Genomic DNA, 21,178 nt, shown 5'->3' on the forward strand with positions numbered 1-21,178 from the left:
GTCTTGATCCAAGAGAAAGAAATTTAACCGGCTCCGAAAAAAAGTAGCCCAAAAACTTGTAATTAATTAGAGTATATGAAACCATCATGATTGGTCATCAAACAATGGAAGTAATAAAACGAGCCCGCGAGTTCTTGAACAACTACTCAGTAAACAATCGTAAAAAATCATGATACCAACCTGTGTAGGCAGGCGTCATTATCTTTAAAAAGAACGAAAATATACACCAATGAAAAAGAAAGTAGTATTAGCATTTAGCGGAGGATTAGACACCTCATTCTGTGCCATTTACCTGTCGCAAGACATGGGCTTGGAAGTTCATTCAGTTATCGTAAATACGGGAGGATTTTCGGAAGAAGAACTAAAACAGATCGAAGCACGCGCATACGAGCTTGGTGTTGCTTCACATGCTACTATAGATGAAACGCAAAATTACTATAACGACAGTATTAAATACCTTATTTATGGTAACGTACTGAAAAATGCGACCTATCCCTTATCGGTAAGTGCGGAGCGTGTATGCCAAGCCACAGCTATTGCCAATTATGTAAAAAAAATCGATGCAAACTTTGTGGCACACGGAAGCACCGGGGCAGGTAACGATCAAGTGCGATTCGATATGATTTTCAATATCCTGATCCCAGAGGTCGAAATCATCACCCCCATTAGAGATTTGAAATTAAGTCGACAATCGGAAATAGACTACCTTCACAATCACGGGGTAACTTATAGCGCAGAAAAGGCAAAATACTCGATCAATAAAGGTATTTGGGGCACCTCGGTAGGAGGTCAGGAAACCCTCACCTCCCACGAGACTTTACCGGAGGAAGCTTGGCCCACGCAAGTGACGGCCAGTGGAAGCAGAAGAATTACGATTGAATTTGAAAAGGGCGAGCCCGTTGCACTTGATGGCGAGCGATTAGGACCGGTTAAAGTGATACAACGCCTGCAAGCCATTGCCCAGCCCTACGGAATAGGAAGAGATATCCACGTAGGTGATACGATTATCGGCATTAAAGGAAGAGTAGGCTTCGAGGCGGCTGCACCGGTTATTGTTATCAAAGCGCACCACACGCTCGAGAAACATACACTCACGAAATGGCAATTAAGCTGGAAAGACCAGTTAGCCTCTTTCTACGGGAACTGGATGCATGAAGGTCAGTTTCACGATCCGGTGATGCGTGATATCGAGGCGTTCCTGCAGCGTTCGCAAGAGACCGTTAGCGGCAAAGTTTTTGTCGAATTGAACCCCTATCGATTCAATGTAATTGGTGTAGAATCTGCGCACGACTTAATGTCTAGCAAATTTGGAAGCTACGGCGAAATGAATAATGCATGGACAGGTGAAGATGTGAAGGGTTTCTCGAAGATCTTCGGCAATCAGGTAATGATCTGGCATAAAGTTAATCAGAAATAGTGATCAAGTTATGAGTTGTGCGTTACGAGTTGCCAGCTTGGTTCCACTCGCAACCCGCAACTGACAACTGGTAACTCATAAAAAATGAACAAAATAAAAGTAGGAATTGTAGGTGGGGCTGGTTACACAGGCGGTGAGCTTTTGCGGATTCTCATCAATCATCCCCATGCCGACATTGTTTTTGTAAACAGCAATAGTAACGCCGGAAATCCCGTCTATTCTGTACATACCGATTTATTTGGAGAGACGGAACTGCAATTTACCGATAAACTATCCCGGCATATAGACGTATTATTCCTTTGTGTTGGCCACGGAGCGGCGCGTAAATTTTTAGAGGCGAACGATATTGATGAATCTATTCATATCATTGATTTAAGCCAGGATTATCGACTGAAGGCCAAAGCGGGGGATTTTGTATATGGTTTACCGGAACTTCAACGGGATAGGATAAAGAAAGCAAAACACATTGCAAACCCGGGTTGTTTTGCTACAGCAATTCAATTGGCGTTATTGCCCCTTGCCGCTCAAGGCTTACTTCATTCAGAAATACACATAAACGCCACCACCGGTTCAACGGGCGCCGGCCAGAGCTTGTCGCCGACATCCCATTTTAGCTGGAGAAATAACAATCTCTCGATTTATAAGGCCTTTGAACATCAACACTTACACGAAATCGGAGAAAGCCTTTTACAGTTGCAGCCCACATTCGATCAACCCATCAATTTTGTGCCGCAACGCGGTGCATTTACGCGGGGTATTTTGGCTTCGGCCTATATCGAATCGGCCTTATCTTTAGAGGAGGCGTATGATTTATACAATACTTATTATAAAGGCCATCCTTTTACACATGTAAGTCCACCGAATATTGATTTAAAACAGGTGGTGAATACCAATAAAGCACTGATTCATTTGGAAAAGCATGGCAATAAGCTGATGATCATCTCGATGATCGATAACCTGCTGAAAGGCGCCAGTGGACAGGCGGTACAAAACATGAATCTTTTGTTTGGGCTGGATGAAACCGCAGGCCTGCGGCTGAAGGCAACCGGATTTTGAGTTTTAAGTTAGAAGTAATACGTTATACGTTTAAATGCAGAATTATAAAGAATTGAATGTCTGGGCAAAGTCGCATCAAACCACCTTGAATATCTATAAAATAAGTGCGTCTTTTCCTAAAGAAGAACAATACGGCTTGACCAGTCAATTGCGTAGATCTACAGCGTCCATACCAGCAAATATTGCAGAAGGCTGTGGACGACCGTCTCAAAAAGATTTCGTTCACTTTCTGAGCATTTCTTTAGGATCGGCAAATGAAACAGAATATTTTTTATTGTTAGCAAATGACTTAGGCTATGTATCACAAAAGACTTATGAATTGCTGAAAGATGAAATTAATCAGATTAAAGCCATGCTGATTTCGCTTATAACAAAAATACGGAGTACGATAACTCCTTAAAACGTAAAACTTAACACTCATAACTTAAATGAAACTCTTCGACGTATATCCCATAAACCCAATTGAGATCGTAAAAGGAAAAGGTTCGTATGTTTATGACGCCAATGGACAGGAATATCTGGACTTGTATGGTGGTCATGCTGTGATTTCCATAGGTCATAGCCACCCGCATTATATCCATCGGATTACTGACCAGTTGAATAAATTGGGCTTTTACTCCAACTCCATCGAGATTCCTTTGCAATCGCAATTAGCTGAATTATTAGGGAAGATTTCTGATAAAAAGGATTATCAGCTCTTTTTATGCAACTCAGGAGCGGAGGCCAATGAGAACGCACTTAAACTGGCGTCCTTTTATAACGGACGCAAGAAAGTAATTGCATTCAAGGGTGCTTTTCACGGGCGGACTTCGCTGGCTGTCTCGGCAACGGACAACCCTAAGATCATTGCGCCGGTAAATGAAACGGACAACGTCATTTTCCTCCCTTTTAACGATGAAGAAGCGCTCGAAAAGACCTTTGCCGAACAAGGCGAATTGATTTCATCTGTTATTATTGAGGGCGTTCAAGGCGTTGGCGGCATTCGCGTAGCCACCCAAAGCTTTCTGCAAAAAATAAGGGAGCTAAGTACGCAGTACAATGCCATTTTTATTGCCGATTCGGTGCAGTGTGGCTACGGACGATCCGGAAAATTCTACTCACACGATTATGCCGAGGTAGATGCTGATATATATAGTATGGCCAAAGGTATGGGCAATGGCTTCCCGATCGGTGCCATTTCTATCTCCCCGAAAATAAAGCCTTGGTTTGGTGAATTGGGCACCACCTTCGGCGGCAATCACCTCGCTTGTGTGGCTGCTTTAGCTGTTTTAGAGACCATGGAAAAAGAACAGTTGATACAAAATGCCGCTGAGATTGGCGATTATTTAAAAACAGAACTTCAACGCTTTGATGAGATCAAAGAAGTGAGAGGAAATGGGCTCATGATCGGCATCGAACTTCCTGAGGAATTCAATCAGGTGAAAAAAGACCTGCTGTTTAAAAATCATATCTTTACAGGCGAAGCCAAACCGAATGTCATCCGGTTGCTCCCTGCTCTGAACATCGGACGAAAGGAAGCAGATAGGTTCTTGGAAGCATTATCGGAGAGGATAAGAAGTTATAAAGTTAAGTTGTAAGTGATGAGTGACGAGTTATACGTCGTAAGCTTAAAACGTATAACGTACAACTTAAAAACGTACAACTAAAAAACATATTCAATGAAGAAATTTTTTTCAGTAGCAGACGTAAACGATTTATCAAGTGTTGTCAAAGAGGCCTTGGCCCTTAAAGCCTCGCCGAACACCTACCGTAGCTTGGGACAAAACAAAATGCTGGGCCTTGTTTTTCTTAACCCGAGTTTGCGCACCAGGTTGAGTACGCAAAAAGCGGCTATAAACTTAGGAATGGATGTGATGGTGATGAATATGGATAAAGACGGCTGGGCATTGGAAACCCGCGATGGCGTTGTAATGGACGGTACGACCGTTGAACATATTAGAGAAGCAGCGGCCGTTATGGGCGAATATTGCGATATATTAGGCTTGCGGTCGTTCCCCGGACTAAAAGACCGCGAAGAAGATTACAGCGAAAATCTGTTTAACAAGTTTGCGGCCTATTGCAAGAAACCCGTGGTGAGCTTAGAGAGTGCTACACGCCACCCGCTTCAGAGCTTAACCGATTTGATCACCATCATAGAAAACTCCGAAGTTACTGCCAAACCGAAAGTGGTACTTACTTGGGCGCCCCACGTCAAAGCACTCCCTCAAGCAGTGCCGAACTCTTTCGCCGAATGGATGTGCAAAGCCCAAGAACAAGGCTTACTCGATTTTACGATTACGCATCCTGAGGGATACGAACTGGATGAAAGCTTTACAAGAGGCGCTACTATCATAACGAAGCAGGAGGAAGCGCTAAATGGAGCCGATTTCGTATATGTAAAGAACTGGTCGAGTTACCAAGAATATGGCAAAATACTGGTCACGGGAAGAGAGTGGATGCCTACGCCAGAGAAACTGAAAGTAACGAACCGAGCAAAAGTGATGCATTGCTTACCTGTCAGAAGGGATTTAGAGCTGGCTTCAGCGCTGCTGGACGGACCGGAATCCTTGGTTATCCAAGAAGCAGGTAATCGCGTATGGGCTGCGCAGGTAGTTTTGAAACGGATACTTGAAAATCTATAAAAGTAGATCGGCGGTAATGAGCACGGAAAAACTGAGTATCGTAAAAATAGGCGGCAATATCGTAGAGAATGAGACGGCCCTATCTGAATTCACAAAGGCCTTTGCTGAATTGGAAGGACGAAAAATTTTAGTACATGGGGGCGGTAAAATTGCCAGCAAACTGGCGGGTGACCTGGGTATTGAAGCGAAAATGATTAACGGAAGGCGGATCACCGACCTCGAAACGCTGAAGATCGTGACGATGGTTTACGCGGGATTAGCAAATAAGAGCATTGTCGCACTACTGCAAGCGAACGGCTGTGACGCTATCGGACTAAGTGGCGCCGATGCTAATACCATTCGTACGGTGAAGCGGCCGGTTAAGGAAATCGATTATGGCTTTGCAGGTGATATAACCGCCGGTTCGGTTCACGCCGACCGCATCCAAAGTTTACTTGAAATAGGCTTGTGTCCGGTTTTCTCGGCAATAACCCACAATGGCGAAGGCCAGTTATTAAACACGAATGCCGATACCATCGCCTCCGCATTGGCTGTCGGACTCGCCTCCAACTACGACATCTCACTTATTTATTGCTTTGAAAAGAAGGGTGTGCTAAGCGATATTAAGGATGAGCACTCCGTTATCGCAAAAATCGACTACCCTAAGTACGCCACGTTGAAGGTGCAGGGAATTATTGCGGATGGTATGATTCCGAAACTTGACAATGCCTTCGACGCAATTTCAAAGGGCGTAAAAAAAGTAATCATCAAACAGGCGGACGACTTGATTGATGAGCAAGCGGGAACAACAATTTTTTAACTCTCATAGCATACCGATATGCCAAAAATTACGATTATAGGAAGCGGGAACATTGGTCTCTCATTAGCAAAAGGCTTACTTGCCAAAACATACTGTGCAGCCGACGACATAACGCTCACTAGACGCAATATCAAAAATATGGCCCACGAGGCCAACCTTGGTTTTAAACTTTCCGATAAAAACGAGGAAGCGGTTGTCGACGCTAACATCATCGTTTTGGCGGTATTGCCGCAACAGTTAAATCAGGTGTTAGAACAGATCAATGGGATTATTGTACCGAATAAACAGCTTGTTGTTTCGGTAGTTTCAGGCGTCAGCTGTAAGGATATTCGCAATAAACTGGGCGACGATGTGCAAGTGATCCGTGCTATGCCGAACACGGCTATCGCTATCGGGCAATCCATGACCTGCATCGCCTCCGATCATGCACAGGAGCAGCACATGGACGAGGTAACGCGTTTATTTGAGACAGTAGGTGCCGTCGTTACTATCAATGAAGATTTGATGACCTCTGCAACGGCGCTTTGCGCCTGTGGGATAGCCTTCTTTTTAAGAAGCATCCGCGCTGCATCGCAGGGAGGGGTCGAAATAGGATTTCATGCACACGATGCCCTTAAAATGGCCGTTCAGACGGCGAAGGGCGCCGCAGATCTGTTACTGCAAATGCAAAGCCATCCGGAAAGTGAAATAGATAAAGTCACTTCCCCAAAAGGTTGCACCATTGCGGGCCTGAACGAGATGGAACATAACGGCTTCAGCTCGGCTTTTATTAAAGGAATCAAACTGTCTGCCTTGCGAGCCGGCGGTCTATATGAGGAATAACGACGCCTATCATGAAAGATTTAGTAACGGAGAGTATTGACTTGTTAAAAGAACTGATTCAGATTCCGTCTTTTAGTAAAGAGGAAGCAGGAACGGCGGATCTGATTGAAGGCTTTCTACAAAAGCGAAATATACACTGTTATAGAAAGGCGAACAATGTATGGGCTTTCAATAAACATTTCGACCAGAGGAAACCGACTATCTTATTAAATTCTCATCACGATACGGTAAAGCCTAATACGGGCTACACGCGAGACCCCTTTAAAGCAGATGTTGTCGACGGTAAGTTATACGGATTGGGAAGTAACGATGCGGGAGGGCCGCTGGTATCACTGTTAGCCACCTTTCTGCATTTTTATCAGGCAGAAGACCTAAGTTATAATTTATGTTTAGCGGCCACTGCCGAAGAGGAAATATCGGGCAAAAACGGCATTGAACTAATACTGCCCCTGTTGGGTCCTTTGGATTTTGCGATCGTAGGCGAGCCAACCGAAATGCACCTCGCCATCGCGGAGAAAGGCTTGATGGTACTCGATTGCACCGCCTACGGTTTATCGGGCCATGCTGCAAGGGAAGAAGGCGACAATGCTATTTATAAAGCCCTGCAAGATATTGAATGGTTCCGGACATTTAAATTTCCGAAAGAGTCCGCTGTTTTCGGACCTATTAAAATGAGCGTTACCGTCATTAATGCAGGTTCGCAACACAACGTTGTACCCGCTACCTGCATGTATGTAGTGGACGTAAGGACAACCGACGCCTACTCCAATGAAGAAGTATTGAGCATCATTCGTCAACACGTAACGAGCGATGTAGTCCCTCGATCTACCCGACTAAACCCATCTTCTATAGCAAAAGACCATCCTTTCGTGAAAGCGGGAATAGCCCGAGGCAGAAAGACCTATGGCTCGCCTACCATGAGCGATCAAGCGCTGATTCCGGTGCCGTCATTAAAAATGGGTCCCGGTGATTCCGCTCGTTCACACAGTGCGGATGAATTTATTTATCTTCGCGAAATCGAAGAGGGAATAGAACTTTATGTAGCTTTGCTAAGCAAGGTCTTAGTTATTAGCGATTAGCTTTCGGTTAACAGCAATCGGCGATGGGCTCTCGGCTAATGGCTTTTTTACTTTTTAATTTTGAATTTTTAATTTCTTATGAAACTTTGGCAAAAAGAAACAGTAGTAGAGCAATCTGTTGAGAAATTTACCGTAGGCAACGACAGAGATCTCGATATCTTTCTAGCTCCCTTCGATGTATTGGGATCACTGGCGCATACGCAAATGCTCGAAAGCATCGGTCTTTTAACAAAGAAAGAGCTGAGCATTATTCAAACGGAGCTAAAACAAATATACCGGGAAATTGAGGAAGGCAGTTTTGCCATTGAAGAACATGTAGAAGATATACATTCCCAGATCGAGCTGTTACTCACGCAGCGCATCGGTGAAGCTGGAAAAAAGATACACAGCGGCCGTTCGAGAAATGACCAGGTATTGGTTGACCTCAAGCTTTATTTTAGAAATGAAATAAAGCAAATAGTACACAATACGCAGCGATTGTTTGATCTGCTTATTCATTTAAGCAATGAATACAAAGATGTGTTAATGCCCGGCTATACCCACTTGCAAATAGCGATGCCTTCCTCATTTGGCTTATGGTTCGGTGCCTATGCGGAAAGTTTAGTGGACGACCTGGAGCTGATGCTTGCTGCCTGGAAAATCTGCAATAAAAACCCCTTGGGATCTGCCGCGGGCTATGGCTCGTCCTTTCCCTTAAACAGAACATTGACTACCGAGCTACTTGGTTTCGAAACGCTGAACTACAATGTGGTTTATGCGCAAATGGGACGAGGGAAAACGGAACGTATACTGGCACAGGGAATGAGTGCCATTGCTGCGTCCCTGGCTAAAATGTCGATGGATGCCTGTCTGTATATGAACCAGAATTTTGGGTTCATCAGCTTTCCCGATGAGCTTACAACAGGCTCGAGCATTATGCCTCATAAAAAAAACCCGGATGTTTTTGAGCTTATCCGATCGCGGTGTAATAAAATTCAGGCGCTGCCTAATGAAATTGCATTGATGACCACCAATTTACCGGTAGGGTATCATCGTGACTTACAGCTGCTCAAAGAAAATCTATTCCCAGCATTTCAGTCTATGAATGAGTGTTTGCAGATGATGCATTTAATGCTAAAAAACATCAAAATAAATACCCATATCCTGGACGATCCGAAGTATAACTATCTATTCAGTGTGGAAGTGGTGAACCAAGAAGTATTACAAGGCGTACCCTTTAGAGAAGCCTATAAGAATATCGGTTTATCAATAGAACAGGGCACTTTTAAACCCATTAAGGAGGTTAAGCATACACACGAAGGAAGTATAGGAAACCTTCAGAATAACGAAATCAAAAATATGTTCGAAAAGGTGATTGCTGAGTTCGGCTTCAACAAAGTAGACAAGGCGCTGAAAGAACTACTGCGGTAGAAGGTAGGGAGGTATAAGGTGTAGGGTATAGGTTGGCCCTTTAAAACCTTATACCTTACACCCATACACCTTTAAACCTTAGGCCTTATACCTTTAAATCTAGTCCTTTACCAAGGTGCCAATGGCCTCTCCTTTCGCCAGACGAACCAAATTACCGTTCTTATTCATGTCGAACACGATAATTGGCAGCTTATTCTCTTGGCATAAAGTGAAGGCTGTCATATCCATCACGTTCAATCCTTGATTATATACGTCTTGGAAGGTTATTTGGTCGAATTTAGTGGCATTCGGGTCTTTTTCGGGATCTGCCGTATAAATGCCATCCACGCGCGTACCTTTAAGAACTACATCGGCATTGATTTCTATCGCTCTTAATGAGGCCGCCGTGTCGGTAGTAAAATAAGGATTTCCAGTTCCTGCACCAAAGATAACGATGCGTCCTTTTTCAAGGTGCCTTACCGCTCTTCTACGGATAAAAGGTTCACAAATCTGTTCCATTTTTATCGCGGTCAAAAGACGTGTTTTCATACCGGCCTTTTCCAATGCATCTTGCAAAGCCATGCTATTGATAACCGTAGCCAACATGCCCATGTAGTCGGCCTGCACACGATCCATACCTGCCTTTTCTGCACTTAATCCCCTATAAATGTTTCCTCCTCCTATAACAATTGCAATTTCTACGCCCTCATCATAAACCGTTTTGATGTCCTGCGCGTATTGGGCTACGCGGTCTATATCGATACCATATTGCTTATTACCCATTAAAGCTTCACCGCTAAGTTTAAGTAGGATACGTTTGTATTTCATATGTAAATAATTATTGTTGAGTATTCGCGTTATTTTGCCTTAGCAAGCATCCGTTTTGCCATCGTGTATATTGAAGCCATAAAACTTTAAGGGGTATATCTGTCAGGGATAATTTACACGGGTTAAATAGGATATCTATCAAATTTATATTTGCTATGAATTGATGGACATTCATCCGAATCTTATTTAATTTTTAAAAAGATGTATAACATCTCCCTTCCACTAGCAACTTCACGCACGCTTTTTAGGGTATCAATGTTCATTTTTTGGATCTTACGTCACTTCAGAATGCACGCCTGACCGTAGTTTCAGACAGTTATCTGTAAATAATTCAATATACATTCATAGAGATGCCCTTATTAGTATCCATCAGGATCGTTGGGTTATCATTGACGATTGAAAAATAAGAACTGCCCGCCAAAGATATTAAAAAATCGCAATAATCCATTTACCTAAACAGGCCTTCTCAATAACAATTTCCAACACAAAAAACCACAGTCCCTTTTGGCCTTTGCATAAAGGCACATTCGTTCAAAGAGGTATAATGAGGGGTTAAGCAACGTCAGAGAGCATATCCCGGCCGGGAACAAGAAGCCCACACCGAACGTAGCACCTGTAGGACTCGATTTAGGGGCGCAGCAGCCGGCAGGCCGATCAACGCAAAGTAAGTTAGGTACGATTGTTGTGTATATAGAAAAAACTTTATCACTAACCTTACAACACGATATGGTTACCTATTTAAATCAGATTTTACGATATACGAAATTAGCATCGTCTGTTACTTTTATATTTTTGGGTGTGTCCCTCACCTTGGCATCTTGTACCTCAAAGAAAGCGATTACGGAACGACTGGATGTGCCTTATGTGGCGACAAAACCGGCAGTTGTCGAGGCGATGTTGCAAGTTGCACAAGTGAATAAAAACGATACGATATACGACCTAGGCTGCGGCGATGGACGGATTGTTATTACAGCCGCTAAAGAATATGGAGCTACCGGTGTCGGAGTCGACATCGACCCGAACAGAATCAAGGAGGCGAACAAAAACGCGCAGAAAGAAGGCGTCAGCGATAAAGTCCAATTTATCCAGCAAGATCTTTTTGAAGTGGATTTTAGTAAGGCAACCGTTGTTACCTTGTATCTATTGCCTTATGTGAACCTAAAGTTAAAACCGAAATTGCTCGCACAGTTAAAACCAGGCACACGTATCGTATCTAACGAATTCGATATGGGCGATTGGAAACCCGAAAAGGAGGTTAAAGTAGGCGGATCTACGATTTATTTTTGGACCATACCCGAACAGTCTAATCCATAAAGATGAGTTAGCCATGAGAAATAAATTGACACAATAGCCTTAACTTTGCCAGCATGGCTGGCATTTATTTTCATATTCCCTTTTGTAAACAGGCATGTCATTACTGTGACTTCCATTTCAGCACTTCGATTAAATATAAGGGAGAGCTATTGGAGGCCATGGCGAAAGAACTGCGATTACAATCGGCCTTTCTTAGCACGCGGGAGATCAACACCATCTATTTCGGAGGCGGCACGCCGTCGGTCTTAGAAGCCCACGAAATAAGCTACTTATTAGACGAAGCGAGTCGTTATTTCGATATCGAACAGGCAACAGAAATCACCTTGGAAGCGAATCCGGACGATTTGGACCAGAAAAAGGTGGAGGCTCTCCGGGAAACTCCTGTAAACAGGTTTAGCATTGGCATTCAGTCTTTTTTTGATGAAGACCTAAAGTGGATGAACCGGGCTCATACGGCACAGGAAGCCGACAGCGCAATAAAGCGCGTTCAGGATGCGGGATTCGAAGACGTGACAGCCGATTTAATTTACGGCTACCCTTTATTGAGCGACGAGAAATGGCTAAGCAACATACTGAAACTTACCGGTCTGCGCGTTCCACATATTTCGGCCTACAGTATGACGGTTGAGTCGAAGACGGCCTTAGCTCATTTTATTAAAGTAGGCGCACAGAAAAATATGGATGAAGAACAGGCGGCCGCACAGTTTCTTCAACTCATCGAAACCTTAAGTAGCTTTTCTTACGAGCATTATGAAATTTCGAATTTTGCTTTCCCAAACCGATATGCCAAACACAATACCAATTACTGGAAATCTGAGCCCTATTTAGGGATCGGGCCTTCGGCCCACTCTTATAATGGTTCCCAACGGCAATGGAATATCAGTAATAATATGCGCTATATGGACGAAATCGGCAAAAACAATGTTCCGGCAGAAATTGAATTGCTATCGCCTGTCGATCAGATCAACGAATACATCATGACCTCCTTGCGGACAATGTGGGGCTTGGATCTGAATCGCATTCAACAACTTTACGGAGCTGCTTGGTATGACCTTATTGTAAACAGCGCAAAACGCTTTGAAGAAGAAAATAAGTTGTTTCGAGAACACGAGCATCTAAAGCTCACAACCGCGGGCAAATTAATGGCAGATTTTATAGCTTCCGAGCTTTTTATTGAAGACGAAGATGAGTACAAAAAAGACTAATAAAAACATATTCCCCATTCATCATCAAGTCATATGGATTATCGGAGCTTCTTCCGGTATTGGAGAGGCCTTGGTAAAGTACTATGCGACGATGGGAGCAAAATTGATCATTTCGGCTCGTTCGAAAGACAAATTATATCAAGTCAAGTCGTCCTGCAAAGGAAATCCCATGAATGTGCATGTATTACCCTTAGACTTAGAGAACCCCCATACGCTTGCCGGGAAAGTACAGGAAGCGCTCCGCATCTTTGGACGTGTTGATACCTTGATTCATTCGGCCGGTGTAACCCAAAGAGCTTTGGCATTGGAAACGAATTTAGCGGTAGCACAAAAAATAATGAACATCAACTATTGGGGGCCAGTGGCCATTACACAAGAAGTAATACCAGCCATGCAACGCATGGGAAGGGGACACATCGTGGTGATGAGCAGCTTAATGGGAAAGATCGGAACCCGTTTCAGATCCTCCTATGCTGCTTCCAAGCACGCTTTGCATGGTTATTTTGAATCACTACGTCCTGAGATATATGACGACAACATACGCATCAGTATGGTCTGTCCAGGCTTTGTCGACACTTCGCTGGGAGAAAAAGCATTAAAAGGTGATGGAGAAAAGTACCTGAAGAAGGATGAAGTACACGCCAAAGCGATGACAGTAGACCAGTTTGTAAAGCGCTTGGTTCCCTATTTGGCTAAACAAAAAGAAGAAATCTTTATCGCAGGAAGTGAAATCAAAGTGATTTGGGCAAGCAAGTATTTGCCCGGCAAGCTTTTCAGGAAAAAAATCCGCGAAGCAAAGGTGCTTTAAATGATACGTTCTACGTTATAAGCTTTAGGTCATTGGCGGAGTGGCTTTTGGCTCATTCACCGATGCTCAAGGCTTTAATGACTGATGCGACAGGTAATCCAATATTTTATCTGTCGCGCCGGCCTGCTGCTGGACGTAGGCAAAAGCCCTCTTCCCTGCTTCTTGTCGTACTTCAACTTCTTGCAAGCGTTCAAACACTGCTACGAAGTCCTGTAAATTGTGCACACTGAAAGCCGCTTTGGTTGCAACTAGATCTTTTGCTTCCTGAAACTTATGATAGTGCGGACCAAAAATTACCGGCACGCCATAAGTTGCAGCTTCCAATATATTATGTATACCCACGCCGAACCCTCCTCCCACATAAGCGATGTCTGCATAGCTATATAAATAGGAAAGCATCCCTATATTGTCGATAATCAACACAAAAGCATCTGTGTCATTCGGTGGCCTCACACTGCTGTTTAATGTAGAATAACGGACACTATTTTTAAATCGGCTATCGATTTCGTCAAGGTGTGGCGCATCAATCATGTGGGGGGCAATAATGATTTTCCATTCCGGATAGATCTGCCGTAATGACATAATTAATTCTTCATCCGGCAACCAAGTGCTACCTGCTACCAGTACCTTGTGGCCGCCAACAAAACGTGAAACAACGTCGATCGTTCGTTTATGCCTTGATAGATGCGCTACGCGGTCGAAGCGAGTGTCACCCGTTAAGGAAACGTTTTCTAAGCCAATACGGTGCAGCAGGGAGACGGTTTCCTGATTTTGCGCAAAATAAAAAGTCACATAACGCAGGGTTGATCTAAAAAAGCGGCCATACCAGGTGAAATAGAATTGGTTCTTTCTAAATATGACAGACACTAAGTAAAGAGGAATCCCACGGCGGTGAAGCTGTTGAAAATAGTTATGCCAGAATTCATATTTTACAAAAAATGCCTCTTCGGGATTAATAAGGTCGATAAACTTACGGGCATTCCCTGGTGTATCGGCAGGAAGATAGAACACATAGTCGGCTTTGGCATAGTTGGCCCTTACTTCATAACCTGAAGGAGAGAAGAAAGTCACCACTACCGACTTCATCGGAAAGCGTTCCCTATAGGCCTCTAATACCGTACGTCCCTGCTCAAATTCGCCTAAAGAAGCGAAGTGAAACCAGGTATGTTTTTTGGATGGGTCGACTTTTGTGGCTATTAACTGGAATAATCCCTCCCTTCCCTTTTTCCATTTTCGTATTCTAGCATTAAATGGCGCGGCGATCAACACAAAGAGCTGCCCCAAAAAGATACCCAAATTATACAGAATCGACATGCTACCGGAAGATTATGATGCTACTGATATAGGACAAACGCCCCAGATAGTTCTCTTAAGAAACGGCAATTATATTCAATTTGTTTATCTTCGCCAAAGAATATTCTAAACATTTATAAAAGGATGGCAAGAAGACGTATACTCATCACAGGAGCGGCCGGTTTTCTCGGCTCACATCTCTGTGATAGATTTATTAGGGAAGACTTTCATGTGATTGGCATGGACAATCTCATCACAGGAGACCTACGAAATATACAGCATTTATTTAAGCTAGAAAATTTTGAGTTTTATAACCACGATGTTTCCAAATTTGTATACGTCCCTGGCCACTTAGATTATATCTTACATTTTGCATCGCCTGCCAGTCCTATTGATTACCTTAAGATACCGATACAGACTTTAAAAGTCGGCTCGCTGGGCACACACAATTTATTGGGCCTGGCGCGCGCTAAGCGTTCGCGTATTCTGGTTGCGTCTACATCTGAGATCTATGGCGACCCGACGGTAAGTCCGCAGTCGGAGGAATATTGGGGCAATGTGAACCCGGTGGGGCCACGCGGCGTTTACGACGAAGCAAAGCGCTTTCAGGAAGCGATTACCATGGCCTATCACACCTTTCATGGTTTAGACACCCGTATTGTTCGGATATTCAATACTTATGGCCCCCGCATGCGGCTGAACGATGGTCGGGTTTTACCTGCTTTTATCGGGCAAGCACTAAGGGGCGATGATTTAACCGTATTTGGCGACGGTTCGCAAACCCGCTCTTTCTGTTATGTAGACGATCAGGTGGAAGGTATTTATCGTCTGTTGATGAGCGATTACACCCAACCGCTAAACATTGGAAATCCGGATGAAATAACCATTAAGCAGTTTGGTGAGGAAATAATAAAATTGACCGGGACCAAGCAGAAGCTAGTATATCATGATCTACCTGTTGATGACCCTAAGCAACGCCGCCCTGATATAACAAAGGCAAAAGAAATCTTGGGATGGGAGCCAAGCGTTTCCAGAGCAGAGGGACTGCAAAGGACCTACGAATATTTTAAATCGCTTCCCGAAAAGGAAATAAAACATAAAGATTTTACGTATTATAACAAGCATTAATTAAAAGACCCTAATATATGAGCAAAATTTTGGTTACCGGCGGTACCGGATATATAGGATCCCATACCGTTGTAGAATTACAGGATGCTGGTTACACTCCTATTATTGTTGATAATTTATCAAATTCCAATAAAGGAGTCCTGAAACAGATCGCCGCTATTACAGGCAAGGTCCCAGCTTTCCATGAGTTTGATCTCTGCGACGAACCGAAGGTAATTGAATTTGTAAATAACAATCCGGATATTACCGGTGTCATTCATTTCGCTGCCAGCAAGGCAGTAGGAGAATCGGTACAGGAGCCTATTAAATACTATCGAAACAATTTCTTTTCCTTAGTTAACTTACTCAGTGCTTTCAAAGACCGGGACATTAACTTTGTATTTTCGTCAAGTTGCACCGTTTACGGCCAGCCGAAAGAACTACCGGTTACAGAAAATGCTCCGGTGCAGCAAGCCGAGTCGCCTTATGGTAACACCAAACAGGTGGCAGAAGAAATTTTAAGCGATACGGCTAAAGCATTCGCAAACTATCATATTATTGCGCTACGTTATTTCAACCCCGTGGGGGCACATGCCAGCGCTTTAATCGGCGAACTGCCCTTAGGCGTTCCTCAGAATCTGGTTCCTTTTATTACACAGACCGCGATTGGAAAAAGAGAGAAGATCACCGTTTTCGGAGACGACTATAACACACCCGATGGATCGGCTATCAGGGATTATATACACGTGGTGGACTTAGCAAAGGCGCATGTAGCGGCTATAAAACGATTGGAAGAGAAAAAAGCCACGGCCGACTATGAGGTATTCAATATCGGTACCGGCAAAGGTTTATCAGTTCTCGAGATTATCAAGGCTTTTGAATCCTCAACAGGTGTCAAGCTGAATTATGAAATCGGAGCCCGAAGAGCCGGAGATATCGAAAAAGTTTGGGGAGACGTGTCTAAATCTTCGGCCGAATTGGGATGGAAAGCCGAATTGGGCGTAGAAGAGATGATGCGCTCTGCTTGGGCCTGGGAAGTTTATTTAAAAGAAAAGAACCCCTTTGGAAGCGAATTAAAATAGCGTTATCAACATATTTAACAGAAAACAATGAATATCATCATAACGGGAGGTGCCGGGTTTATTGGATCACACGTGGTCAGACGATTTGTCAACAATTACCCACAATATAACATCATCAATCTTGATAAATTGACTTATGCCGGTAATTTAGCCAATCTAAAAGACATAGAGCACCATGCCAATTACCAGTTTGTTAAAGGAGACATCACCGACGCTGCTTTTATCGACAGCTTATTCGAGCGAACGAAACCCGACGCAGTGATCCACCTCGCTGCCGAATCACATGTGGATCGCTCCATTAGCAATCCGCTGGACTTCGTACTGACCAATGTCGTTGGCACCGTCAACCTCCTGAATGCAGCACGAAAATATTGGAAAGACGATGTAAGTAAGCGCTTTTATCATGTCAGCACCGACGAGGTATACGGGGCGTTGGGAGAAAGCGGTATGTTTACCGAAGAAACGAAATACGACCCACATTCACCTTATTCTGCCTCTAAAGCCGGTTCCGATCACTTTGTTAGGGCCTATCATGACACCTATGGGTTGAACACCGTTATTTCAAACTGTTCAAACAATTACGGCTCCCACCATTTTCCGGAAAAGTTGATTCCACTGGCCATCCACAACATAAAAAACAATAAACCAGTGCCTGTATACGGAAAAGGGGAAAATGTTCGCGATTGGCTCTGGGTTGAAGATCATGCCCGTGCTATTGACGTAATTTTCCATCAGGCCAAAGCTGGAGACACTTATAACATTGGTGGACACAATGAGTGGAAGAACATTGATCTCATTAAGCTGCTATGTGCCATTATGGACAAGAAACTAGGCCGTCCAGCAGGCGAATCCGAGAAATTGATCACTTTCGTAAAAGACCGGGCGGGACATGACCTAAGGTATGCCATCGATTCCACCAAGCTCCAGAAAGAACTAGGCTGGGTGCCCAGTCTCCAGTTTGAAGAGGGCCTTGAAAAAACCGTTGATTGGTATCTATCGAATGAAGAATGGCTAGCGAACGTAACATCCGGCGCGTATCAGGAGTATTATAGTAAACAGTATGAAAGGGAATAAGGCAGTAGGGTGTAAGGGTATAGTTAATAGAACCTGAGGGCTTCGAAACAGCTCTCTTGTAAATTAAAGAACATTGACGCATATTTCTTCACATAAAGACTTAAAAGTTTACCAGAAATCACTTGACTTTGTAGAGAAGATTTACCGGATCACCTATAATTTTCCTGAAAGCGAAAAATTCGGTTTGATTGCTCAATTACGAAGCGCGGCCATATCTGTTCCTTCCAATATAGCGGAAGGAGCAGCCCGATAATTCATAAAGGAATATATACATTTTTTGCATATAAGTCTCGGCCCAATGGCAGAAATCGAAACACAATTGGAAATTGCCAAACGATTAACTTTTTATACAGAAGACGTAGAGATAGATGAAGATATAATACATATAAAGCGTATGCTGATAAAGCTTATACAGGTATTGAAAACAAAATGATTAATAGTATCAATAATTAAAACACCTATTAACTATTTACAAACTCCCTATTCACTCTTTAACAATGTTATACAATCCCTTTCAGAAATTTACCTTCGATAATAAAACTTGCTTTTTAAGCGGGCAATCATTGACCTCTCCCGAGGAGCAAATACAAGTGTTCCCCTCTTGGTTGATGCAGCACTATCATCTAGAGGACAAGCCCTTTAAGCTACTTGATGAAAGTATCACTACCTACAAAAAGCTCAAAGTTCCTTGTTCTGTTGATACTTCCAATAAACTGGAAGCCTTTGAAGAGGAAATAAGGGCTGCATTTTTGGAGGGCTATCGGGCGGTTGCCAAGCTAGATAAGCAATTGTTGTTTCAATGGATTGGTAAGTTGCTTTATGGTATCGTCTTTAACGAGATACAGATAGGTATCAGCCAGCAGTTCATGAGCGGCGAGGCGATGAATTTTTCGCAGGTCCTGGCTAAGAAGTTCACGAATCTACATGTTATGTTGCAGTCGTTGATCAGGCCTATGGAATTCGAAAACAGTTTGCCCTTTAGTATCAATGTCTTTGAAATCGATACGCCCGAAGACACCTTCAATTATCGGGACGAAATTAACACCCTGGTTTTCTCTTTGCGCATGAAAGATTTCGGCATTGTAGCTTGCCTTCAAGATAATGGGGCCAATAACCGCTACCACGATGCTAAACTTCAGTTAGTAGCTGGAAAAAAATTACATCCTATACAATTTGAAGAAATCTGCGGCCTGTTCTTTTATTCTGCTTATCTATTCAATCGATTACCAGAATATGCTATAATGCCCACAGAAGAAGCCATCTATATAGACCCCATGCCACTGGCAGGTACAGATACCCGCCCCATTTTTGACACTTTCCAGGTAAAGACGTTCGGTCAGGTTCTTGAAAATTTTTGGAAGCCATGGGGCTATACCCTGTTTGAAATCATTAAGGATCCGGAACACCCGATGACATTTCTGACAGACCAAGACGGGAATTTCCGCCAAAGCGATACCATTGATTTGCCGAACAAATACGAAAATTAGCTGACGAGCTGCCCTACAGCGCTAAAGAAATGACCAATCACCTGCGGATACAATAGAACGGTCACGACGACACCGACAACCGCGCCATAAAAATGGGCATCGTGGTTAATGCTATCGCGGCTCGCCCGGGCTGCCCAAACACAGTAAATAAGGAATAAAGGGCCAAAGATTACTGCGGGAATTGGAATAAAAAATACACCTATGTAAGAGGTAGGCTGGAAAAGTATTGCACTGAAGAGGACGCCACATATAGCACCAGAGGCTCCAAGGCTATAGTAATGATAATTGTCTTTCTGCTTTAGAATGGTCGTTACATCACTGATAATCAAACTCAATAGATAAATCAATGCGAACTGTATGTGCCCCCAACTACTGATTGATGCCAATATTCTTTCTAGCTGAAAACCGAAAAAAGAAAAGGTGAACATATTAAAAAACAAGTGCATCCAATCTCGATGGATCATACCGCTTGTAAGTAAGGTGTATATCCGTCCTCCCCTACTTATACTATAAGGATGTAGCATAAACCGCTCAAGAACACCCTGATTTGAAAAAGCGTAGATACTAGTAATAAGCGTAAAAATAAAAATGAGACTGGCTACGGGCGTCTCGACAATATAACTCTCCATACGTTGAATAATAGGGTTGAAAGTACTAAAAAAAGCGCTATTAAGCTAGAATAATCCCAATTGTTTTCCTTTTGCCGGGACAAAAAGGTCTGTGCGTAATTCCGTTAATTTATTTTCGCCCATAAAGCGCAGTGCAGCGAGCTTAAATAATTGATGTAAGCTGTCGGCCAGCCGCCCCTCTCCTTTAATCCGTCGGCCGAATTGGCTGTCATTTAAATTGCCCCCATGGCAAGCGGCGATACCGTGCAGGATTTTCTCCGCCCTATCAGGATAAGCTTTATAAACCCAATCTTTAAACAGCTCAGCGATAGCTCCATTAAGTCTTACAATAGTGAAAGAAGCAGCTTTTGCGCCATGCTTTGCCGCCTGCTCGATGAGTGCAGGCATTTCATCGCTATTCAATCCCGGCACAATGGGCGCACACATTAACATCACCGGTATCCCAGCCTCACTCAGCTGCCTGATCACCTTTAACCTGCCAACAGCGGTAACGGTTCGAGGTTCCATCTTCTGTCTTAACTCTTCGTTCAAAGAGTTAATGGTGACGGCAACATGAACGAGCTGCAACTTTGCCAATTCACGCAAAATATCTAAATCTCTAAGTATTAAGTTGTTTTTGCTGATGATAGACACCGGATGCTTATACTTGAGAAAGACCTGAAGGAGCGATCGCGTGAGTTTAAGCTTCCGCTCGAGCGGCTGATAACAGTCGGTATTGCCCGAAAGCATAATTGTTGAAGGGACGTATCCCTTCTTATTAAATTCCTCTTCCAAAAGAACGGCACAATTCCGTTTAACAATAATTTTTCTTTCAAAATCCAGGCCCGCACTATATCCCCAATACTCGTGTGCATTCCGGGCATAACAGTAAATGCAGCCATGCTCGCATCCCTGATAGGGATTTATAGACCGCATAAAGCGCAAGTCAGGACTATCGCTCTCGCTAATAATTCGCTTAGGGCTCGATTCGATCACTTGCGTAGCCGTGTTCTCCAAAAAAGGTTCATCGAGACCTTCAATATGCTCACACACGTATTTGTTCTTGAAGAACTTATTATGTGTGTTAATCTGAGCCCCCCTACCCTTGAAATACTCCTCGTTTTGCATCGTATCCATAAAACAAATATAACTAATTTTATTAGTAATAATACTAATAAAATTAGTTGTA

General features: G+C 43.4%; 20 protein-coding genes and 1 pseudogene. 17 read left to right on the plus strand and 4 right to left on the minus strand.

From position 1 onward, the window contains the following. Positions 1 to 229: 229 nt before the first annotated feature. From argG to argH, 9 genes are all read left to right on the plus strand, one after another. Positions 230 to 1,417: an argininosuccinate synthase gene (argG, locus tag EPX21_RS19975; protein ID WP_134091427.1), complete on the plus strand. Its 1,188-nt coding sequence runs from the start codon at positions 230 to 232 to the stop codon at positions 1,415 to 1,417. Between the two features lie 84 nt (positions 1,418 to 1,501). Further along, on the plus strand, positions 1,502 to 2,473 hold the full coding sequence (argC, locus tag EPX21_RS19980; RefSeq protein ID WP_134091428.1) for an N-acetyl-gamma-glutamyl-phosphate reductase: 972 nt from the start codon (positions 1,502 to 1,504) through the stop codon (positions 2,471 to 2,473). Positions 2,474 to 2,507: 34 nt separating this feature from the next. Beyond that, complete coding sequence (locus EPX21_RS19985) at positions 2,508 to 2,873, plus strand: four helix bundle protein (RefSeq protein WP_134091429.1); 366 nt, start codon at positions 2,508 to 2,510, stop codon at positions 2,871 to 2,873. Positions 2,874 to 2,901: 28 nt separating this feature from the next. Next, complete coding sequence (locus EPX21_RS19990; protein WP_134091430.1) at positions 2,902 to 4,050, plus strand: aspartate aminotransferase family protein; 1,149 nt, start codon at positions 2,902 to 2,904, stop codon at positions 4,048 to 4,050. An 81-nt stretch (positions 4,051 to 4,131) separates the two neighbouring features. Continuing rightward, positions 4,132 to 5,094, plus strand: coding sequence for an acetylornithine carbamoyltransferase (locus EPX21_RS19995; RefSeq protein WP_134091431.1), 963 nt, complete (start codon positions 4,132 to 4,134; stop codon positions 5,092 to 5,094). Between the two features lie 16 nt (positions 5,095 to 5,110). Beyond that, positions 5,111 to 5,893 (plus strand): acetylglutamate kinase, encoded by a 783-nt coding sequence (gene argB / locus EPX21_RS20000; protein WP_134091432.1) that lies wholly within the window; start codon positions 5,111 to 5,113, stop codon positions 5,891 to 5,893. Positions 5,894 to 5,911: 18 nt separating this feature from the next. Next, a complete protein-coding gene (proC, locus tag EPX21_RS20005) occupies positions 5,912 to 6,715 on the plus strand; it encodes a pyrroline-5-carboxylate reductase (protein WP_134091433.1) in 804 nt (267 codons plus the stop codon). An 11-nt stretch (positions 6,716 to 6,726) separates the two neighbouring features. Then, the gene (locus EPX21_RS20010; RefSeq protein WP_134091434.1) at positions 6,727 to 7,794 is read left to right on the plus strand and encodes a M20 family metallo-hydrolase; all 1,068 of its coding nucleotides are present in this window, start codon (positions 6,727 to 6,729) and stop codon (positions 7,792 to 7,794) included. A 78-nt stretch (positions 7,795 to 7,872) separates the two neighbouring features. Beyond that, on the plus strand, positions 7,873 to 9,204 hold the full coding sequence (gene argH, locus EPX21_RS20015) for an argininosuccinate lyase (RefSeq protein ID WP_134091435.1): 1,332 nt from the start codon (positions 7,873 to 7,875) through the stop codon (positions 9,202 to 9,204). Between the two features lie 99 nt (positions 9,205 to 9,303). Here argH and pyrH read toward each other — a convergent pair whose 3' ends face one another. Then, positions 9,304 to 10,011 (minus strand): UMP kinase, encoded by a 708-nt coding sequence (gene pyrH / locus EPX21_RS20020; RefSeq protein ID WP_134091436.1) that lies wholly within the window; start codon positions 10,009 to 10,011, stop codon positions 9,304 to 9,306. Positions 10,012 to 10,737: 726 nt separating this feature from the next. Here pyrH and EPX21_RS20025 point away from each other — a divergent pair. From EPX21_RS20025 to EPX21_RS20035, 3 genes are read left to right on the plus strand one after another with little or no spacing between them, the layout of a single operon-like run. Beyond that, positions 10,738 to 11,325, plus strand: coding sequence for a cyclopropane-fatty-acyl-phospholipid synthase family protein (locus tag EPX21_RS20025; protein ID WP_134091437.1), 588 nt, complete (start codon positions 10,738 to 10,740; stop codon positions 11,323 to 11,325). Between the two features lie 53 nt (positions 11,326 to 11,378). Continuing rightward, positions 11,379 to 12,530: a radical SAM family heme chaperone HemW gene (gene hemW, locus EPX21_RS20030; protein WP_134091438.1), complete on the plus strand. Its 1,152-nt coding sequence runs from the start codon at positions 11,379 to 11,381 to the stop codon at positions 12,528 to 12,530. Continuing rightward, positions 12,511 to 13,338: an SDR family oxidoreductase gene (locus EPX21_RS20035; protein WP_134091439.1), complete on the plus strand. Its 828-nt coding sequence runs from the start codon at positions 12,511 to 12,513 to the stop codon at positions 13,336 to 13,338. The genes hemW and EPX21_RS20035 overlap by 20 nt, the downstream gene beginning before the upstream one ends. 66 nt (positions 13,339 to 13,404) lie before the next feature. Here the strand turns inward: EPX21_RS20035 and EPX21_RS20040 are convergent, their stop codons facing one another. Beyond that, positions 13,405 to 14,652, minus strand: a complete 1,248-nt coding sequence (locus tag EPX21_RS20040) for a 3-deoxy-D-manno-octulosonic acid transferase (RefSeq protein WP_134091440.1) — start codon at positions 14,650 to 14,652, stop codon at positions 13,405 to 13,407. 123 nt (positions 14,653 to 14,775) lie between these two features. Between EPX21_RS20040 and EPX21_RS20045 the strand changes: the two genes are divergently transcribed. From EPX21_RS20045 to EPX21_RS20065, 5 genes and pseudogenes are all read left to right on the plus strand, one after another. Then, on the plus strand, positions 14,776 to 15,759 hold the full coding sequence (locus tag EPX21_RS20045) for a UDP-glucuronic acid decarboxylase family protein (protein WP_134091441.1): 984 nt from the start codon (positions 14,776 to 14,778) through the stop codon (positions 15,757 to 15,759). 17 nt (positions 15,760 to 15,776) lie between these two features. Beyond that, complete coding sequence (gene galE / locus EPX21_RS20050) at positions 15,777 to 16,820, plus strand: UDP-glucose 4-epimerase GalE (RefSeq protein WP_134091442.1); 1,044 nt, start codon at positions 15,777 to 15,779, stop codon at positions 16,818 to 16,820. Between the two features lie 27 nt (positions 16,821 to 16,847). Beyond that, positions 16,848 to 17,894, plus strand: coding sequence for a dTDP-glucose 4,6-dehydratase (gene rfbB / locus EPX21_RS20055; protein ID WP_134091443.1), 1,047 nt, complete (start codon positions 16,848 to 16,850; stop codon positions 17,892 to 17,894). Positions 17,895 to 17,967: 73 nt separating this feature from the next. Continuing rightward, a pseudogene (locus EPX21_RS20060) lies at positions 17,968 to 18,327 on the plus strand (four helix bundle protein). A 64-nt stretch (positions 18,328 to 18,391) separates the two neighbouring features. Next, entirely contained in the window at positions 18,392 to 19,381 is a 990-nt protein-coding gene (locus EPX21_RS20065; protein WP_134091444.1) for a hypothetical protein, read from the plus strand. Here the strand turns inward: EPX21_RS20065 and EPX21_RS20070 are convergent. Together EPX21_RS20070 and EPX21_RS20075 are read right to left on the minus strand one after the other, a co-directional pair. Beyond that, a complete protein-coding gene (locus tag EPX21_RS20070) occupies positions 19,378 to 20,010 on the minus strand; it encodes a rhomboid family intramembrane serine protease (protein WP_134091445.1) in 633 nt (210 codons plus the stop codon). The two genes, EPX21_RS20065 and EPX21_RS20070, sit on opposite strands and share 4 nt — an antisense overlap. A gap of 45 nt (positions 20,011 to 20,055) precedes the next feature. After that, positions 20,056 to 21,126, minus strand: coding sequence for a PA0069 family radical SAM protein (locus EPX21_RS20075; protein ID WP_134091446.1), 1,071 nt, complete (start codon positions 21,124 to 21,126; stop codon positions 20,056 to 20,058). Between the last annotated feature and the right edge of the window lie 52 nt (positions 21,127 to 21,178).

The organism is Olivibacter sp. XZL3, from assembly GCF_004368405.1.
Classification (GTDB): Bacteria; Bacteroidota; Bacteroidia; order Sphingobacteriales; family Sphingobacteriaceae; genus Olivibacter.

Bases quoted from the DNA above. Each gene is read 5' to 3' on its own strand.
- argG (WP_134091427.1), top strand. From the start codon at position 230: ATGAAAAAGAAAGTAGTATTAGCATTTAGCGGAGGATTAGACACCTCA.
- argC (WP_134091428.1), top strand. From the start codon at position 1,502: ATGAACAAAATAAAAGTAGGAATTGTAGGTGGGGCTGGTTACACAGGC.
- EPX21_RS19985 (WP_134091429.1), top strand. From the start codon at position 2,508: ATGCAGAATTATAAAGAATTGAATGTCTGGGCAAAGTCGCATCAAACC.
- EPX21_RS19990 (WP_134091430.1), top strand. From the start codon at position 2,902: ATGAAACTCTTCGACGTATATCCCATAAACCCAATTGAGATCGTAAAA.
- EPX21_RS19995 (WP_134091431.1), top strand. From the start codon at position 4,132: ATGAAGAAATTTTTTTCAGTAGCAGACGTAAACGATTTATCAAGTGTT.
- argB (WP_134091432.1), top strand. From the start codon at position 5,111: ATGAGCACGGAAAAACTGAGTATCGTAAAAATAGGCGGCAATATCGTA.
- proC (WP_134091433.1), top strand. From the start codon at position 5,912: ATGCCAAAAATTACGATTATAGGAAGCGGGAACATTGGTCTCTCATTA.
- EPX21_RS20010 (WP_134091434.1), top strand. From the start codon at position 6,727: ATGAAAGATTTAGTAACGGAGAGTATTGACTTGTTAAAAGAACTGATT.
- argH (WP_134091435.1), top strand. From the start codon at position 7,873: ATGAAACTTTGGCAAAAAGAAACAGTAGTAGAGCAATCTGTTGAGAAA.
- pyrH (WP_134091436.1), bottom strand. From the start codon at position 10,011: ATGAAATACAAACGTATCCTACTTAAACTTAGCGGTGAAGCTTTAATG.
- EPX21_RS20025 (WP_134091437.1), top strand. From the start codon at position 10,738: ATGGTTACCTATTTAAATCAGATTTTACGATATACGAAATTAGCATCG.
- hemW (WP_134091438.1), top strand. From the start codon at position 11,379: ATGGCTGGCATTTATTTTCATATTCCCTTTTGTAAACAGGCATGTCAT.
- EPX21_RS20035 (WP_134091439.1), top strand. From the start codon at position 12,511: ATGAGTACAAAAAAGACTAATAAAAACATATTCCCCATTCATCATCAA.
- EPX21_RS20040 (WP_134091440.1), bottom strand. From the start codon at position 14,652: ATGTCGATTCTGTATAATTTGGGTATCTTTTTGGGGCAGCTCTTTGTG.
- EPX21_RS20045 (WP_134091441.1), top strand. From the start codon at position 14,776: ATGGCAAGAAGACGTATACTCATCACAGGAGCGGCCGGTTTTCTCGGC.
- galE (WP_134091442.1), top strand. From the start codon at position 15,777: ATGAGCAAAATTTTGGTTACCGGCGGTACCGGATATATAGGATCCCAT.
- rfbB (WP_134091443.1), top strand. From the start codon at position 16,848: ATGAATATCATCATAACGGGAGGTGCCGGGTTTATTGGATCACACGTG.
- EPX21_RS20065 (WP_134091444.1), top strand. From the start codon at position 18,392: ATGTTATACAATCCCTTTCAGAAATTTACCTTCGATAATAAAACTTGC.
- EPX21_RS20070 (WP_134091445.1), bottom strand. From the start codon at position 20,010: ATGGAGAGTTATATTGTCGAGACGCCCGTAGCCAGTCTCATTTTTATT.
- EPX21_RS20075 (WP_134091446.1), bottom strand. From the start codon at position 21,126: ATGGATACGATGCAAAACGAGGAGTATTTCAAGGGTAGGGGGGCTCAG.